A 17206-nucleotide genomic window follows, 5' to 3' on the forward strand; every position below is an offset into this window, starting at 1 on the left:
GTCAGCGGGATCCCGGCGGGACCAGGCCGGCCTCGTACGCGGAGATGGCCGCCTCCACCCGGTTGCGTGCTCCCAACTTCGCGAGGACCGCGCTGACGTGCGCTTTCACCGTGCCCTCGACGAGGTGCAGCCGGCTTGCGATCTCCGCGTTGGACAGCCCCGCCCCGAGTCCGGCCAGCACCTCGCGCTCCCGTTCCGTGAGCCGCTCCAGTGAGCGGTGCGGGTGTGCCGCCCGGTGCGCGCGCAGCCCGGCGATGACACGGCCGGCGACCCGCGGGGACAGGTAGGCCCCGCCGGCGCCCACCGCCTTTACCCCGTTGAGGAGTTCTCTCGGGTCGTCCGCCTTCAGCAGGAACCCGTCGGCGCCCTCTTCCAGGGCACGGGTGATGTACTCGTCCTGACCGAAGGTCGTCAGCATGATCACACCGACCGCCGTCGATTCCCGGTGGAGCCGCGCCGCTGCCGTCAGCCCGTCCAGGCCGGGCATCTGGATGTCCAGCAGGACCACGTCCGGCCGGTGCCTGCGGGTGAGCGCGATGGCCTCGTGCCCGTCGCCCGCCTCGGCGACCACCTCGACGTGCGGGTCCCGGGCGAGGATGGCCCGCACCCCCGCCCGGATCATCGCCTCGTCGTCGGCTATCAGCACCCGGACCGGCCGGCTGTCCGGTGTCGTCTCTTCCACGCGGCGAGCCTACGGCCGGCGCACCGCGGTGCGAGCGGTGGGCTCCACGGATCAGCCCCGGGGCGGGGAACACCCCTGACGAAGGGCAGGAGGCCGCTGCCGTTCGACCGATGGGCGCCGGCGCCGCGGACTTCTAGCGTCGCTGTCGTACGGAAAACGCGGCGGCCCGCCCCACGGCTGAGCACCATGCGCCGGCCAGTGCGCGTCGTCATCGGCTTCCACGTTCCGCGACCGGCATCAAGGAGCTCTGTGATCAGCCTTCGAGAACTGACCAAACGTTATGGCGAGACCGTCGCCGTGGATGGTCTGACACTGGACATCAAGGGTGGTCTGGTGACCGGCTTCCTGGGTCCCAACGGCGCCGGCAAGTCGACCACGATGCGCATGATTCTCGGCCTGGACCGTCCGTCCGAGGGCGAGGCGCTCATCGACGGAAAGCCGTACTCCTCGATGCGCCACCCGATCCGTGAGGTCGGCGCGCTTCTGGACGCCAAGGCCTTGCACCCGGCTCGTTCCGCACGCGGCCACCTGCGGGCGCAGGCACGCAGCAACGGCATTTCGCTGCGCCGAGTGGACGAGGTGCTGGAGATGGTCGGCCTGGCGAAGGTGGCGCGACGCTCCGCCGGGGCGTTCTCTCTCGGCATGTACCAGCGGCTGGGTGTGGCGGGCGCGCTGCTCGGCGACCCGCAGGTACTCATCTTCGACGAGCCGGTCAACGGCCTCGACCCCGACGGTGTCCGCTGGGTGCGTGAGCTCGTGCGGACCCTGGCCGCGGAGGGCCGGACGGTCTTCCTCTCCAGTCACCTGATGAGCGAGATGCAGCTGACCGCCGACCACCTGGTCGTCATCGGACGGGGGAAGCTCCTGGCCGACACCTCGATGGCCGACCTGCTGGCCAACAGCTCGCTGTCGTCGGTGCGGGTGCGCACCCCGGACGTGGCGGACCTGCGCACGCTGATCGGCCAACTCCTCAAGGACGCTGATGTGAGTGTGGAGTCGACCGCGGCCGACGAGGTCGTCGTGAAAGGCCGCAGCATCGAGCAGGTGGGCGACCTGGCCCACCGGCTGGGGCTGCGGCTGCACGAACTGCGCAACGTCTCCGCTTCGTTGGAACAGGCATATATGAAACTGACAGCGCAGAGCGTGGAGTACGAGACTGGCGACTCCGTGTTCGGTGGCCCGGGTTCCCAGCGGACGCGGGGAGCGGGAGCATGAGCGCCGTATCGACCGACGTGCGTGATGGCCGCAGTGGCCGTACGGCCTTCGGACACACCGGTGGCGGATTCGTCGGTGCACTCGCCTCCGAGTGGACCAAACTGTGGACCATCCGCACGCCGTACATCTGCCTGCTGGTCGGTCTGATCGTGACGGCGGTCTTCACCTTCTACTACGGGTCGATCGCCCGGATCAACGACAAGCCGATCCAGCCGGTCGGCAACGCCTCGGTGTCCTCGGTCATCCTCACCCAGTTCGCCCTGGTGGTTCTCGCGATGACGATGGTGACGAGCGAATACTCCACGGGCAGCGTGCGCACCTCGCTGCTGTGGGTGCCGGTCAGGCCCCGCGTGCAGCTGGCGAAAGCGCTGCTGAGCGCCCTGGTGGGCTTCGTCACCGCAGTGGTGTGGGCTGTGCTCGGCACCGTCCTGGCCTGGGGACCCTTCCAGGGGCACGCCGGCTTCGAGCTGTCGAAGGTGGCGTACCAAACCGTTGCCATGGGCGTGTACTCCGCGCTCATCTGTGTGATGACGGTAGGGGTGTCGTTCGCTCTGCGGACGGCGGCGGGCACCGTGGCGGTGATCTTCTTCGTGGTTTCCGCACTGCCCGGCATGCTGGTCGGACTGGGAGGCCCGGTGCTGCTGGCCATCAACGAGTACATGCCGCAAACCGTGGGCGGATACTTCATGCTGAGCGACGGCAAAGCCCCGTTCCCGGACGCCGTGAGCCTGCTGATCCTGCTGGTGTGGGCCGTCGCCGCCCATGCCGCCGGTTTCTTCGTGCTGCGACGGCGGGACGCCTGAACCGCGGTGGAACCGGCCCGGACGCCCTCTCCGTGCATGCTCCTCGTCGGGCGTCCGGGCCCGTCCCGCAGAATCGCCTCGGACAGGTGAGGACATCCAGCGGAAGGACGGCCGACGCGCCATGCTGCAACTGCGTACCACCTCAGCCAGGTCCGGGTGCGGCGACGCGGCTCTGTGGGGCGTGCTCGCCGCCGCCACCGGTTACGGGTTCCGGGACGCGGTGACGGCCTCCCTGATGCTGGACCTGTTCCTCCCGTTGGCCGTCCTGGCGGTGGCCGTGCCGTGGTCCCGCCGCCGGCCGGGGGCCGCCGTCGTGCTGGTCAACGGGCTGTGCGTGCTGGGCCTGGCCGACCCCGCGACTCCCGGCAACGCCCACGTCCTGTCGCTGGCCGCCCTGAGCTGTCTGCTCGGCGCCCGGGTCGCCGCGGCACGGCGCCCGCTTCTGCTGCTCGCCGGGTGCGTCGCGGTCGATCTCGCGACGTGCGCGGTGCTGCGAGCGCAGCCCGTGTGGTGGTTCTACGCGATGACCGTGCTGCCCGCGGCCCTTCTGCTGCCCTGGCTGGCCGGACGGCACTGGCGTGGCCGTCGCGAACTCGTGCGGGAGGGCTGGAGGTTGGCCGGGACCCTGGAAGAGCGCCAGCATCTGGTCGCGGAGCGGGCTCGGCTGACCGAACGCGCGGACATCGCGGCCGACATGCACGACTCCCTCGGCCACGCCTTGAGCCTGGTCACGCTGCGCGCCGGGGCCCTGGAACTCTCGCCCGACCTCACCGACCGCGACCGCGCCGACCTCGCCGAGTTGCGCGGGACGATCGCGGACGCTGTGGAGCAACTGCGGGAGACCGTCGCCGTCCTGCGAGACCCGCCCGGCACGGACACGGGTGCGGGCCTGCCGGTCAACGACACCGTCGAGAGTCTTCTCGGCCGGGCGGTCGCTTCCGGGGTGCCGGTGCGCTGGGAGCGGCACGGGGCGGTGCCCCCGATGTCTCCCCTGGTCGAACGAGGAATGTACCGGGTGGTGCAGGAGGCCCTCACCAACGCGGTGAAGCACGCGCCGGACTGTTCGATCAGGGTGCGGATCACCCACGCGCCCGACCGTACCCATGTGAGCGTCGTGAACGCCGCCCCATCGGCCGACCCGGCGGCGTACGTGAGAGAAGGCTCGGCAAGCGGCGCCGGGCGGGGGCTGACTGGACTCCGGGAGCGGGTGACGGTCCTTGGCGGCTCCTTGCGGACCGGGCACGACGCGGGCGGGTTCAGCATCACGGCCGTCCTCCCGCACCAGGCCACCGCCCGTATCGGCATACCGGCGCCAGTGACAGTGCCGGGAACGCCGGTCGGGACCCAAGGGCCCGCGTCGCCGTCCGAGACCGCTCCCCACCCGGACCCGGACCCGGACATGGTCCCGGGCACCGTCCTGCCGGAGTCCGGGAAGCGGTTCGCCTCCGTGCGGAGCGATGCCCGTCGCCGCTCCGCCGCCGCCTTCGTGGCACCTGCCGTCGCAGCCGTGTTCTTCGTGCCGTCCGCCGTCTACCTGGCTTGGCAACTGACAACGAGCGTGCTGCCGCCCTCCCGGTTCGACGAGTTGACCACCGGCCGGCCGCGCGCCGAACTCGCCCCTCTGCTGCCGGCCCGCGCCTACCCCTACCCGTCCGACCACGCCCGTTCCGCGCCCCGGCCGCCCGGAGCCCGTTGCGAGTTCTACCGTTCCGGCCGCGACCTGTTGGACGAAGTCGACCTCTACCGGCTCTGCTGGTCCGGCAACACCTTGCTGACGAAGGACACCGTGCCCGCGAGCCGCCCCTGACCGCTCCGAAACGGAGTGAGGACCATGAAGTACTGAAGTACCTCATCGCCGGATCGCGGCGGATGAGAGTGGCGCGAGCTGCGCGCGATACGCCTTGAGCCAGGGGGCCGTAGGCCGCGAAGGGTCTCCGAGTCTCATTTTCCGCAGGCCCGACATCGGCCCGGCCCCACCTCCCGCCGACGGCCGGAAGACCACTGGCGCCGTGACGCACCGCGTGTGTCTTTCTGTACGGCGCGCCGGCTTGGTCATTTGGCAAGGAAGCGGACAGGATTGCTCGTCCTCGCCGGCAGCCGCCCCCGGTACGGGACAATGGCGGCGATGAGCGCCACCACTTCGGCCGATCCGGCTCCCGAACCGGACGGATTCGGCCCCTTCGCCCACCTCACCGTCCGGAACACTCCGCTCTACCGCCACGTGATGCGGGTGTTCCTCGTGGCCAAGGAGCGGTTCGCGGTCCATCTGCGCCCCGAGGAGGTCCATGCCGCGCTCCCGGCGGAGAGCCGCCCCGCCGAGCCGGAGGCAGTCGTCGCCGCGCTCGACAAGCTTGTCGTCTGGGGCAATCTGCGGGCCGATCCGGACACCGCGCGGGTCACAGCCGTCGAGGACTTCTACCGGAAGCGGTTCATCTATCAGCTCACGCGTGAGGGAGAGGCCGCCGAGACGGCGCTGTCCGCCTACGACGAGGCGCTCGGCCGTCGTGGCGCGCTGCAGGCCGTCGCGCTGCACGACATCGTCACCCAGCTGCGCGCCCTCCTCGTCCTGGCGGCGGAGAGCGAGCTGGACCCGGCCAAGACACACCTGACGCTCGACACCCTGGCCAACCGCTTCGCCGCGCTCGCCGACAACGCCCGGGCTTTCATGGGGTCGCTCCAGAGGACCATGGACCTGCACGACGTGGAGGACGAGGTCTTCCTCGCGTACAAGGACCGGCTCATCCAGTATCTGGAGCGATTCATCCAGGACTTGATCACGCTGGGCGGACGGATCGCCCGGCTGATCCTCGAACTGGAGACGGACGACCGGGTGGACCGGTTGCTGACGGCCGCCGCCCGACGCGAGGCCGCCGACGCCTCACCGGAGGACGCCGCCGACGCCGAGCGGGAGGCATACGCGCGCTGGGCCGCGCGCTGGGAGGGGCTCGGTGCGTGGTTCATCAGCAGAAATGAGCGCGAGTCCCAGGCCCGGCTGCTGCGCGGCCGGGCCCTGGGCGCGATCCCACAACTCCTTGCGGTCGTACGGGCGTTGAACGAGCGCCGTTCGGGGCGCTCGGACCGGTCCGCCGACTTCCGGACCCTGGCCCGCTGGTTCGCCGAGGCACCCGACGACGACGCCCGGCACCGGCTGTGGCGCGCGGCCTTTGGCCTCTACCCCGCCCGGCATCTCACCATCGACGCCGACACCCTCTCCGCCCGGGCGGAGAAGCCCGTCCCCGCCACCACGCCCTGGGCCGGGGCGGAGCCACTCAGGATCAGCCCCCAACTGCGCCGCACCGGAAGTTACGAGCGGCGCGGCAAGCCCCGGAAGGTCGAGGACCGGGAGGTGAGGCGGCGTGTTCTTGCCGAGACGGCCGCCAAGCAGGCCGCCGAGACCGCTGCCGCCCGCCGCCGGCTCGTCACCGACGGCGTCACGCGGCTGTCCGATCTCGGCGAACTCGACCCGGGATCCTTCGGCCTGTTCCTCCAACTTCTGGGCGACGCGCTGTCCACCTGGCGCCCAGGGATGAAACACACCGTGGCCACCAGCAACGACGGCTCCATGGAAATCCGGCTCACCGCTCTCGGCGACGGCACGATCGCAGAGGTCCGCACGCTCGGCGGAGTGTTCAGTGGCCCGGACCACCTCATCGAGATCCTCGACCTCACGGATCCGGACACCCTGACGGACGGAGCCCCCGGCCCATGACCACCCCTCTCGCCGAGGTGCTGGACGGCCAGCGCGCCGCCGACCTGCGCAAGGCCGCGCGTGCCCTGCTGAAACATCCGCTCCTCCACGCCCGCGGCCGGCACGCGGACGAGTTCCGGCTCGTTCGGCGGCACGCGTCGGAGCTCCGGGAATGGTTCGACCGCAACACAGGCTGGTCTCTCCAAGCGGACGCCGAGACGGCGCGGCTGCGTAAGATCCCCGGCGTACTCACCGACCCCACGCACCCGGCGCGTGAGGCGGGCCGCGGTGCCACCCCCTTCACTCGTCGCCGGTACGTGCTGCTCTGTCTCGCGCTCGCCGCCCTCGAACGCGGCGAAGCCCAGATCGCGCTGGGGCGGCTCGCCGACCGGATCGTCCTCGACGCCGCCGATCCCCGACTCGCCGAGACGGGCATCGAGTTCGCGCTGGAACGCCGTGACGAGCGCCTCGACCTCGCGGCCGTCGTGCGGCTGCTGCTCGAACTCGGCGTGCTGCGCCGGGTGGCCGGCGAGGAGGAGGCATACGTCAGCGGGGCGGGCGACGTCCTGTACGACGTCGAACGCCGGGTCCTCGCCGGTCTGCTGACCTCCCGCCGTGGTCCTTCCACCGTCCACGCCGAGCCCTTCGGCGACCGCCTTGTCGAACTCGTCGCCGAAACCGCCTTGGACAGTGACGAATTGCGCTTCCGGGCGATGCGCCGCTCGCTCACCCGCAGGCTGCTCGACGATCCGGTGCTCTACTACGACGAGCTCTCCGACACCGAACTCGGCTACCTCACCCGGCAGCGTGGCTTCCTCACCGCCCGGATCACCGAACTGACCGGGCTGATCGCCGAGGTGCGGGCCGAGGGGATCGCCATGGTCGACCCCGACGACGAGCTCACCGACCTTCGCATGCCCGAGCAGGGTACCCACGGCCATGTCACCCTGCTGCTCGCCGCGCACTTGGCAGGCGCGGACGCCCCCGTCACCCACGACGCCCTGGCCCTCAAGGTCCGTGAACTCGCCGCCCAACACGGCAGCTTCTGGTCGAAGTCCGCCCGGGAGCCCGGCATGGAGACCGAACTCGTCGAGCAGGCCGTCGCCCGGCTCACCGCGCTCGGCCTGGTCTCCCGCACCACGCACGCGGTCACGGCCCGCCCCGCGCTCGCCCGGTACGCGGTCGGTGAGAGCGTCATCCGCGAACCCGGCTCCACTTCCGTGCCTCCACAGCGAAAGGCCACCACGTGAACCGCCTCCCCACCCCGCGGCGTTCCCGCTGGCAGCCCCTGCGCGTCGGACTCGTCGACCTCTTCCACTACGACGTGGAGGAGTTCCACTTCCGGGACGGACGTCTGCTGCTGCGCGGCAACAACGGCACCGGTAAATCCAAGGTGCTCGCCCTGACCCTGCCGTTCCTCCTCGACGGTGATCTCAGCCCCCGCCGTGTCGAGCCCGATGGCGACCCGGGCAAGCGGATGGAGTGGAACCTGCTCCTCGGCGGTGAGCACCCGCACTCCGAACGGCTCGGATACACCTGGATCGAGTTCGGCAGGCTCGACGACACTACCGGCGAGCAGCACTTCCGTACGCTGCTGTGCGGGCTCAAGGCCGTCAGCGGCCGGGGCATCGCCCGCCACTGGTACGCCGTCACCCGCCAGCGTGTCGACCACGGCTCCGCCGAACGCGCCGAAAACACCTTCCGGTTGCTCGACGCCACCGGCACAGCGCTGTCCAGGGACCGTCTCGCCGAGGCCATCGCCGGCCACGGCATGGTGTACGACCAGGGCAGAACGTACCGCAGGGCGGTCGACGAAGCCCTCTTCGGCCTCGGCGAGCAGCGCTACGCGGCCCTGGTCGACCTGCTCATCCAACTGCGTCAGCCCCAGCTCTCCAAGCGGCCCAACGAAGCCGCCCTCTCCCGCGCCCTCACCGAGGCACTGCCGCCCATGGACCAGGCGGTCATCGCCGACGTGGCCGAGGCGTTCCGCTCCCTCGACGAGGAAAAGGACGAGCTGGCCGTCGCCTCCGCCGCGCAGCGGGCGGCATCCGCCTTCCTGGAGCACTACCGGCGCTACGCGCGCATCGCCACCCGCCGCCGGGCACGACTTCCGCGCACCGAGCACTCCCGCTACGAGCGCGTGCAACGAGACCTGACCGACGCGCAGGAGCGGCGGACCGGTGCCGAGGAGAAGCGGGCGGCGGCGGAAGAAGAGATCCGCTCCCTCGCGCAGACCGCGGAACGCCTGCGGGCCCAGGACAAGGCTCTGCGCGAGGCGCCCGAGATGCGTGACGCGCGGGATCTGGAACACGCCGCGCAGGCGGTGGCCCGAACGGCGCGGACGGCGAACCAGGCACAAGAGGACCGAGACCGGGCGAACGCCCTCCACACCAAGGCTCTCGGGCGCCTCGGCGCCGCTGAGAACAGACTCCGTGCGGCGCGGATCGGAGTCCAGGAGGCTTCGGCGGAGGCACAGGCACACGCCACCGCCGCGTACCTCGCCCTGCCGCTCGACGACCGGCTGCCCGAGCCCGAACTGCGGCGCGCCACCGAGGACATCGCCCAGCGCGCCCAGCGCGCCCTCGTCCACGTCGAGGGACTCCTCGACACAGCCGAGCAGACCGTCGCCGCGCACCGCCGGGCGGCGGGCCGCCTCGACGAGGCCGAGACCGACCTCGCCCTGGCTGTCGAGTCGCACGCCGAGGCAGAGGAGGGGCGGGCACGCACCGGACAGGCCCTCCTGGACGACGTACGCGAACACGCCTGGTCCTGGCGGGAGTTGGCCTTCGCCGACGAGACCGGCCTTCTCGACGAACTCCAGGAATGGGCGCGTCGCCTCGACGGCCCGTACCCGGCACGGGTGCACGCGGCCAGGGCGCACACCGTCCGCACGGCGGACCTGGCCGACCAGGCGGCCGACGCCGCCCGCAGGGGCTCGGAGCTGGCGGAACGTACCGGCGAGGTCCAGCGGGAACTCGCCGCGCTGGAAGCCGGCCGCGGCCGGGAGCCCCAGCCCCCCGCGACCCGCACCCCCGGCCTTCGCGACCGGACGCCGGGCGCGCCGCTCTGGCGACTGGTCGACTTCCGCGACGAGTTGTCCACACCCGAGCGTGCGGGTCTCGAAGCGGCGCTCGAAGCGTCCGGCCTTCTCGACGCCTGGGTGCTCCCGGACGGCTCCGCTCTCGACGCGAACGGACACGACGTCCTTCTCGCGCCGTCGAACGGACCGGTGAGCGGCCCTTCGCTGGCCGACGTGCTGTGCCCGGCCATGGATCATGGCGACGGGCGGGCCGCGACCCTGGACGAAGCGACGACCGGCCTGCTCGGGGCCATCGGCCTGGACGGCGGGGGAGGGGCCGGAACATGGGTGGCGGCGGACGGCCGCTTCCGCGTTGGCGCGCTCACCGGCACGTGGGCCAAGCCCGCCGCCGCGTACATCGGCGAGGGCGCGCGGGAGACGGCGCGGAGAGCCCGCATTGAGGCTCTGAGTGGTGAACTCGCCTCCCTGCGGCGGGAATCGGATTCCATCGCGGACCGCTCCGAAGCGATCGCGAGCCGGCGTCGCACGCTCGATACCGAACTCGCCTCCGTCCCCGACGAATCGCCGCTCACCCGGGCGCACGCGCTCGTGAGCGCCGCCGTCGGCACCGTACGCAAGGCCCGTGGACGGTGCGAGGAGCGCGTCGCCGAAGTGGCCGAGGTAGCCGGGCGAGCCGAGCACGCCGCCACCGAACTCGCGGAGGCCGCCGCTGACTTGGGTCTGCCCGCCGACCGGGCTGGACTCACCGCCGTACGTCACGCCCTCGGCTCCCTCGCCGCCACCCTGGCCGCCCTGTGGCCCGCGGTACGCGAACAAGGCGAAGCCGCCCGCCAAGTGGAAGACGAGCACGCCGAGACGGTCGAGGCCGAGCGGCGGGCCGGCGCTCTCGCCCAGCGGGCCGAAGCCGCGGAGCATGAGGCGACAGCGGCGGAGGCGCGTCACCTGACCCTGCGCTCCACCGTCGGAGCGGCCGTCGCCGAACTCGAACGGCGACTCGCCGAGACCGCCGAGGCACAGCGGATCTGCGAGGCCGGCCAGCAGACCGTCCGGCGACGTCACGCGGAGGCGGACCGGGAGGCCGGCCGTGCCGAAGGGCGGATCGAGCAACTGGAGAAGGACTTCACGGAAGTCGTCGGCACCCGCGCGGAGGCCATCGCCGGGCTCCAGCGCTTCACCTCCACCGGCCTGGTCGCGGTCGCGCTGCCCGACCTCGTGATCCCCGCCGCGGGCGACGGCCCGTGGGCTGCCACCCCGGCCATCACGTTCGCCCGCGCCGTCGAGACCGCCCTGTCGGCGGTCGACGACACGGAGGCGGCCTGGGAACGCGTCCAGCGCCGGCTCAGCGAGGAACTGAAGACCCTGCAGGACACCCTGTCCCGGCACGGGCACAGCGCCTCCGCGCGCATGGTCGAAGACGGCATGGTCGTCGACATCGTCTACCAGGGACGCGAACGGGCCGTACCCGAACTCGCCGAAGCGCTCGCCACGGAAGTCGGCGAGCTGACCCGCATCCTGTCCGCCCACGAGCGGGAGATCCTCGAGACCCACCTGATCACCGAGGTCGCGGGCACCCTCCAGGAACTCATCGGTGCGGCCGAGCGTCAAGTACGGGACATGAACACCGAACTGGAGGACCGTCCCACCTCCACCGGAATGAGACTCCGCCTGGTGTGGCGGCCCTCGCGCAAGGCACCGCCCGGACTCGCCCCCGCCCGGGAACGGCTGCGTCAGTCCGCCGACGCGTGGACCGCCGAAGACCGGACATCGGTCGGCGAGTTCCTCCAGGCCCAGATCGCCCGACAGCAGTCCGACGACGGTTCGGGCAGTTGGCTCGAACACCTCACCACCGCGCTCGACTACCGTTCCTGGCACGAGTTCGGCGTCGAGCGCCATCAGCAAGGGCGCTGGGTCCCCGCCACGGGCCCCGCCTCCGGCGGTGAACGCGTCCTCGCCGTCTCCGTACCCCTGTTCGCCGCCGCCTCCTCGCACTACGCCAGTGCGAGCAGTCCGCACGCGCCCCGCCTGGTGACGCTGGACGAGGCGTTCGCGGGCGTGGACGACGACTCGCGCGCCAAGTGCCTCGGCCTGCTGAGCGCCTTCGACCTCGACGTGGTGATGACCAGCGAACGGGAATGGGCCTGCTACCCGCAGGTCCCCGGTATCGCCATCGCCCAGCTGTCCCGCGTCGACGAGGTGGCGGCGGTTCTCGTCACCCGTTGGGAGTGGGACGGCGCGAGCCGCCGACTCCGGGAGGACCCCGTACGAGGCCTCCCCGGTGAGGTCCCCGGCAGCGAGGAACCGGAGCCGCTGTGGAACTGACGGACGGGGCGGGGGCCGCATCCGGAGCGGTCGACCGCCCCCGGCTCCTCCGGCTCCTCGGCACAGCGGATCTCGCCTGGCTCGTCGAACGAACGCGCCGACGCCTGACCGCCGGGCAGCCCCTGACCGGCGCGGTCTCGCTGGCCGATCCCACGCCCGCCCAGCGGGCGGCGCTCGAGCGACTGCTCGCCCGAGTCCCCGGCAACGGGAGGTCCCTGACCGTACGTCTCGAGGCGGTCGACGCCGTACTGCGCCGCTCGGGCGTGAGTCCGAACGGTCTCGCCGCCGCGGTCGAGGCTCTCACCGGACCTGTCACACCGCTCGCCCGGACCCGCGACGAGGCGGAGGCCGCCTGGAAGCGGGCGCACGCGCCGCTCGACGAACTCGTCGCTTCGGTACCCGCTCTCGCGCGGTGGGCGGCCCGGATACGCGCCGACGGCCTCGCGCGGCGCCTGGGGCGCACGCCTGACGCCACACTCGCCCTGCTCACCGAGGTGTGCACCGCACTCCGCGTGCTTCCCGCCGTCCCGGCGGTCTCGCTGCCCGCCTTCGCCGCCCGGGTCCTCGGCGGGGCCCACGCCCTCGACGACGGCACTCCAGTGGCCACCCTCACCTTGTCCGGGGTCCGTGCGCTGACCGGCTTCCGCGAGGGTCAGGGCGCGGAGTGGCGACGCGAGGCGTGGGCCTCGGCGGGACTGTTGCGGGACGAGTTGTCCTCGACCGTCCTGACCCTGAACCTGCGCGGCACACCCGCCCTGGACCGCCTGGCCGAAGACGGCGAACCCTGCGTGCTCACCCTTCGCCAGCTCACCCGCAGGCCCCCGACCGTCACCGCTACCGTGGTGTGGATCTGCGAGAACCCGACCGTCCTCGCGGCGGCTGCCGACGCACTTGGCTCTGCCTGCCCGCCCCTGGTCTGTCTCCAGGGCCAGCCTTCCGCCGCCGCCCTCACTCTGCTCCGGAGGCTGCACGACCACGGAGCGGCCCTGCGCTACCACGGCGACTTCGACTGGGGCGGGCTCCGGATCGCCGGTGTCCTTCATCGCCACGTCCCATGGCGGCCCTGGCGCTATACGGCCGCTGACTATCGCACTGCCGCACTGCGCGGCGTCGCACCTCCGCTGTCACCGCTCGTCGGCACCCCGACAAAGACCCCCTGGGAGCCCGCACTCGCGGCGGCCGTCGCCGAACTCGGTGTCCGTGTCGAGGAGGAGAGGGAGCTGGACCTGCTGTTGTCCGACCTCGCGCGAAGCGCGTGACGCGGCCCGGCTGGGCGAGGGTCCGGGGTGCGGTGAGATCGGCCCGTTTGGTGGCGGTCTTCGAGGACATCGAGACGGCCAGGACGGCGGGGAGCGCGCGTAGCGCCCGTAGTGCACGTGATGCGCGGTGATCCTTGAGCCGATCAAGTAAGGGCGCTGGGCTGGTGTTTCGCCTGTGGGTGCGGTGCGACTCGTGGACGGTGCGCCGCCGCTTCTCCGTGCCCTGGCGGGGTCACTGAGGCCGGCGCGCATATGCGTGGCGTGACCCTGTGAACAAAGTCAATGCGTTAGCCTGGCCCGGAAGCGGGAAGGTGCGAGGGGCTGCCTGCTCACGTGCTCGCGCAAGCCGGCGCTCCGGTTCCGCTCGGCCGACGCCTCTGGAGAAGCAATGACCTCGCCCCCCGTCGTACCGGTGACCCTGGCAGAGATCGCCCGGCTCGCGGGGGTGGGGCGGGCCGCCGTCAGCAACTGGCGCCGTCGGCACGACACTTTTCCGCCACGGATCGGCGGCACCGACACGAGCCCGCACTTCTCCCTGACGGACATCGAGAAATGGCTCAGGGACAGCGGGAAACTGGGCAAGGGAGACGGCCCGGCGGCGACGAGCCGTGAATGGCTTTGGCCCCGGTTCGATGCCATGGGCGACCGTGACGAGACCGGGCTCGCCATCGCCACTGTGGGACGACTGCTCGCCCGCAGGGAGGAGGACGGCGACGGGGCTGGCGGCGCCAGGTCGGGCCCGGTGCGGGCCGCTGTGGAGCTGGGGCGACGCGAGGGTTCGTACGACATCCTCACGTATCTCCTGCGCCGCTGGCTGGACACCCACGTACGCCAGGTCGCCACCACCCCCGAGCCACTGGCCGATCTCATGGCCGAGCTGGCCCTGCGGACGCGTGGGTCTTACGTCGGCGAGCACCTTGAGGATCCCCTCAGGGTGCTCGACCCCGCGTGCGGAGCGGGCCATCTGCTGGCCGCCGCCGCGAAGGCCGCCCCTACCACGCTGAACCGGCCCGCCGCGCTTCTCGGTTGTGACCGCGATCCGGTGCTCACCGCTCTGACCGACGCGCGGCTCGCACTGCTGCCGGAGGCCGAGGCGCCGGGACCCGCGCCCGTGGCCGTCATCGCGCCGGGGGACTCGCTCCGCGCGGATCCCCTCATCGGCGCACAGGCGGACATGGTGCTCTGCAACCCGCCGGCCAACGAGCGGGATTGGGGGTACGAGGACCTTGCCGCGGATACTCGGTGGGTGCACGGCACCCCGCCCCGCACCGAGCCGGAACTGGCCTGGGTGCAGCACTGCCTGGCCCGGCTCCGTCCAGGCGGCAGCGCGGTCCTGCTCCTGCCGCCGACCGTGGCCGCGCGCAAGGCCGGACGGAGAATCCGCAGATCGCTGCTGCGCACCGGGGCCCTGCGGGCCGTGGTGGCTCTTCCGCCCGGATCCGCCGCGCCGCACAGTCTCTCTCTGCACCTGTGGGTGCTGCGGCGGCCTGCTCCAGGGGAGAGTCCGCAGGGGCCGGGGGAGTTCTTGTTCGTCGACGCGGCCGCGCGGTTTCCCCGGTCCACCTCTCGGGACAGCGGTCCTGAGTGGGGCGAACTCGGGGCCTTTATCAGGTCCGTTGTCGGCACGGCCGACGGGGGACCGGGCGCCGGGGCATCGCGTGAACGGACAGCCGAGGACTCCGGCGCGACCGCGTGGGCCGCGGCCGTCCCCGTCATCGACCTCCTCGACGACGAGGTGGACCTCACTCCCGGCCGCCATGTCACCCCGGCTTCGGGGCACGCCGGACCCCGGCTCGCGGACTCCTGGAGCGAGGTCGGTGAACTGCTCGACGCTCTCCGGACCGGAAGTACCTGTCTGTCCGCCCTCGAACTCACCCGCGGTACGGAGGATCAGCCGAGCGCGACCGTCGGCGAACTCGCTCGGGCGGAGGCGCTCACCCTGCGCTCGGGCCGGCTTCCGGCCGAAGCGGCCGTACCGGAGCCCGGGCACGGGCGAGTCCCGCTGCTGACCCTCTCCGATCTTCTGTTGGACGAGTCCCCCAGTGGGTGGGTGTATCCGGACGACGCCGTCGTCGTGGAACCCCGGGACGTGGTGGTCGTCGGTGTGTCCAGGGAGTTCTCGGCCTGGGTCCACGAAGGCCCGCCGATGGCGGTGGGCCCGCAGATCCACGCGCTCCGGGTCGACCCGGACGTACTCGACCCCTGGTTCCTGGCGGGGTCGCTCAAGGCACCGGCCAACGCCCGCCACGCCGGTACCCATGCGTCCAGCTCATCGCGGATCGATGTACGCCGGCTCCAGGTGCGCCGGATCGACCTGTCGGAACAGGTGAGCTACAGCGACGCGTTCCGGCACTTGGCCACCTTCGAGAGGCTGGCCGAGCGCTTGAGTGCCGTCGCCAGGGGGCTGGGACGGGATCTCGGCGACGAACTCGCGGCGGGCCGCCTGGCTCAGGGGGAGTAGACCGGGGCCTGAGGGAACGGAAGTCTGCCGGGGGATGCCGGGCCGGTCCGGGGGGTCCGGCTCCGGCCCGGCCCGGTGACGTCATTCCCGCTCGGGTGCCGTGCTGGAGTCCGGCCCGCCGTCCCGCTCGGCGAGCAGTTCGGAGATGCGATCCGCCACCTCGCGGCGTTCCGTCTCCAGCTGACTGGCGTACGGTTCGGGCAGTGACGCCGCCAGGTAACCGGCCTCGGTGACCACGTCGACGGCCGCTGCGATGTTTCCGTCGGACTCCAGCCGACACCGGGCGGCGCGCAGGCCGAACACTGCCCGCTCGGCCCGCGCCTGAGGGCCTGTTCCAGTCACCAGCTCGTCGGCGATGCTCTGGTACCGCTGCGCGGCGGCATCGAAGTCTCCCGCGAGCCAGAGCCCCCCGGCGGTCAGTTCCCAGACCCTCCGGACCAGCGGGCGGCGTCCCCACTCCTCGCGAACACGGGAGGTGAGCCCGGCGAGTTCGCTCACCGCGCCCCCAGGTCCTCCCTCGGTCAACTCCCGCTCGGCCTCCGTGCAGAGCAGTGTGACCACATCCGGGTCCAGCCATCCCCCCTGCTCGTCGGTCTCGATGCTTCCGATGGACTCCTGCTGGGGTGACTCGTCCGGGTCCACGGTCGTCTCGGGACACCGGAAGGGGCGCGTGGGGTCGTAAGGCGGCCGAGGCAGAAGCTCGGGGGCGCCGGGCCGGGGAGTGAACTCGACCAAGATATCGAGGATTTCCCTCATGGTCGGGCGCTGTTTCGGGTCCTTGGAGAGCCCCCAGAGCACCAGCTTGTCCAAGGCGTCGGGGATTCCCGCCGCGAGATCGCCCGGGCGCAACGGCATCTTGCGCAGGTGCTGGCGCTCCACCTTTCCGTCCCGGTCGTTGGCGATGAACGGGGGTCTTCCGGTGAGGAGTTCGTAGAGGACGCAGCAGAATGAATAGACATCCGAAGCCGAGGTGGCCTCCTCGCCCAGGATCTGCTCCGGCGCCTGATACCCCGGAGTGCCGAGGGAGGATCCAGGCTGGGTGAGGGTGGACTCGATTCCGAGCTGTTTGCCGATGCCGAAATCGATCACGAACCCCACACCCTGCTCGGAGATCATCATGTTCTCCGGCTTCAGATCTCGGTGGAGCACGTCGAGTCCATGGGCATGAACGAAGGCGGCGGCGATCTGCGCGGCGGCGGAGGCGGCGACGGAGGACGTGAGCGGTGCGTACTTCTCCAGGAAGCTGCGCAGATTGATTCCTGCCACGTAGGACATGACCAGGTAGGGGACCCCGTGATGAGCCCCGAAGGCGTACTGCTCGGGGATGCTGGGGTGCCGCAGGCTGGCGAGAAGCCTTGCTTCGCGATTGAACCTGAGGCGTAGGTGGTCGAGCTGCTCTTCCTGATCCCGGGTGTCGAGTTGACGGAGCTCCTCGGTATCCAGGCGCAGAAACTTCACGGCGACCTGTCGGCCGACCTTCCGGTCACGGGCCCGCCAGATCTGGGCCATCCCGCCCTTGCCGGTCAGATCGACCAGTTCGTAGCGGTCGCCGATCAACTCCCCTGCCCGCACTTCACCCCAGCCTGCTTCCACCCTCTGCGCCCCTCCGTAGTCGACCAGTGCCCCGTCTGGGCGCAGCGTACCGTGTATTGCGTGAGATAGATGTCGGGCAACGACATAGTTCACAAGGTGTGTCATGCTATTTGGGTGCCTCGGTGACCCGTTCCTCGGTTCACCCC

At 71.5% G+C, this 17206-nt stretch carries 10 protein-coding genes; 8 read left to right on the plus strand and 2 right to left on the minus strand.

The features are described 5' to 3' along the window. Position 1 precedes the first annotated feature (1 nt). Positions 2 to 646: a response regulator transcription factor gene (locus tag ABZ990_RS02190; protein ID WP_361224436.1), complete on the minus strand. Its 645-nt coding sequence runs from the start codon at positions 644 to 646 to the stop codon at positions 2 to 4. A 285-nt stretch (positions 647 to 931) separates the two neighbouring features. On the opposite strand from ABZ990_RS02190, the gene ABZ990_RS02195 reads away from it, so the two are divergent. The 8 genes from ABZ990_RS02195 (at position 932) to ABZ990_RS02230 (ending at position 15467) form a co-directional block, all read left to right on the plus strand. Next, positions 932 to 1897, plus strand: coding sequence for an ATP-binding cassette domain-containing protein (locus tag ABZ990_RS02195; RefSeq protein ID WP_361223873.1), 966 nt, complete (start codon positions 932 to 934; stop codon positions 1895 to 1897). After that, on the plus strand, positions 1894 to 2700 hold the full coding sequence (locus ABZ990_RS02200; protein WP_361223876.1) for an ABC transporter permease: 807 nt from the start codon (positions 1894 to 1896) through the stop codon (positions 2698 to 2700). Before ABZ990_RS02195 ends, ABZ990_RS02200 begins: the two co-directional genes overlap by 4 nt. A gap of 121 nt (positions 2701 to 2821) precedes the next feature. Further along, positions 2822 to 4507 (plus strand): histidine kinase, encoded by a 1686-nt coding sequence (locus ABZ990_RS02205; protein ID WP_361223879.1) that lies wholly within the window; start codon positions 2822 to 2824, stop codon positions 4505 to 4507. Between the two features lie 318 nt (positions 4508 to 4825). Beyond that, a complete protein-coding gene (locus ABZ990_RS02210) occupies positions 4826 to 6409 on the plus strand; it encodes a TIGR02677 family protein (RefSeq protein ID WP_361223881.1) in 1584 nt (527 codons plus the stop codon). Continuing rightward, entirely contained in the window at positions 6406 to 7638 is a 1233-nt protein-coding gene (locus ABZ990_RS02215; RefSeq protein WP_361223884.1) for a TIGR02678 family protein, read from the plus strand. The genes ABZ990_RS02210 and ABZ990_RS02215 overlap by 4 nt, the downstream gene beginning before the upstream one ends. After that, positions 7635 to 11747 carry a TIGR02680 family protein gene (locus tag ABZ990_RS02220; RefSeq protein WP_361223887.1) on the plus strand — a complete coding sequence of 1371 codons (4113 nt, stop codon included), beginning with the start codon at positions 7635 to 7637 and terminating at the stop codon, positions 11745 to 11747. The genes ABZ990_RS02215 and ABZ990_RS02220 overlap by 4 nt, the downstream gene beginning before the upstream one ends. Then, the gene (locus ABZ990_RS02225; protein ID WP_361223889.1) at positions 11738 to 13006 is read left to right on the plus strand and encodes a TIGR02679 family protein; all 1269 of its coding nucleotides are present in this window, start codon (positions 11738 to 11740) and stop codon (positions 13004 to 13006) included. Before ABZ990_RS02220 ends, ABZ990_RS02225 begins: the two co-directional genes overlap by 10 nt. A gap of 388 nt (positions 13007 to 13394) precedes the next feature. After that, positions 13395 to 15467, plus strand: a complete 2073-nt coding sequence (locus ABZ990_RS02230; protein ID WP_361223892.1) for an N-6 DNA methylase — start codon at positions 13395 to 13397, stop codon at positions 15465 to 15467. 81 nt (positions 15468 to 15548) lie between these two features. Here the strand turns inward: ABZ990_RS02230 and ABZ990_RS02235 are convergent, their stop codons facing one another. Continuing rightward, positions 15549 to 17024: a serine/threonine-protein kinase gene (locus ABZ990_RS02235; protein ID WP_361223895.1), complete on the minus strand. Its 1476-nt coding sequence runs from the start codon at positions 17022 to 17024 to the stop codon at positions 15549 to 15551. Positions 17025 to 17206 lie beyond the last annotated feature (182 nt).

The sequence above is a fragment of the Streptomyces sp. NPDC046203 genome, assembly GCF_040646255.1.
In the GTDB taxonomy this organism is placed as follows: Bacteria; Actinomycetota; Actinomycetes; order Streptomycetales; family Streptomycetaceae; genus Streptomyces.

Bases quoted from the DNA above. Each gene is read 5' to 3' on its own strand.
- ABZ990_RS02215 (WP_361223884.1), top strand. From the start codon at position 6,406: ATGACCACCCCTCTCGCCGAGGTGCTGGACGGCCAGCGCGCCGCCGAC.
- ABZ990_RS02230 (WP_361223892.1), top strand. From the start codon at position 13,395: ATGACCTCGCCCCCCGTCGTACCGGTGACCCTGGCAGAGATCGCCCGG.
- ABZ990_RS02205 (WP_361223879.1), top strand. From the start codon at position 2,822: ATGCTGCAACTGCGTACCACCTCAGCCAGGTCCGGGTGCGGCGACGCG.
- ABZ990_RS02210 (WP_361223881.1), top strand. From the start codon at position 4,826: ATGAGCGCCACCACTTCGGCCGATCCGGCTCCCGAACCGGACGGATTC.
- ABZ990_RS02200 (WP_361223876.1), top strand. From the start codon at position 1,894: ATGAGCGCCGTATCGACCGACGTGCGTGATGGCCGCAGTGGCCGTACG.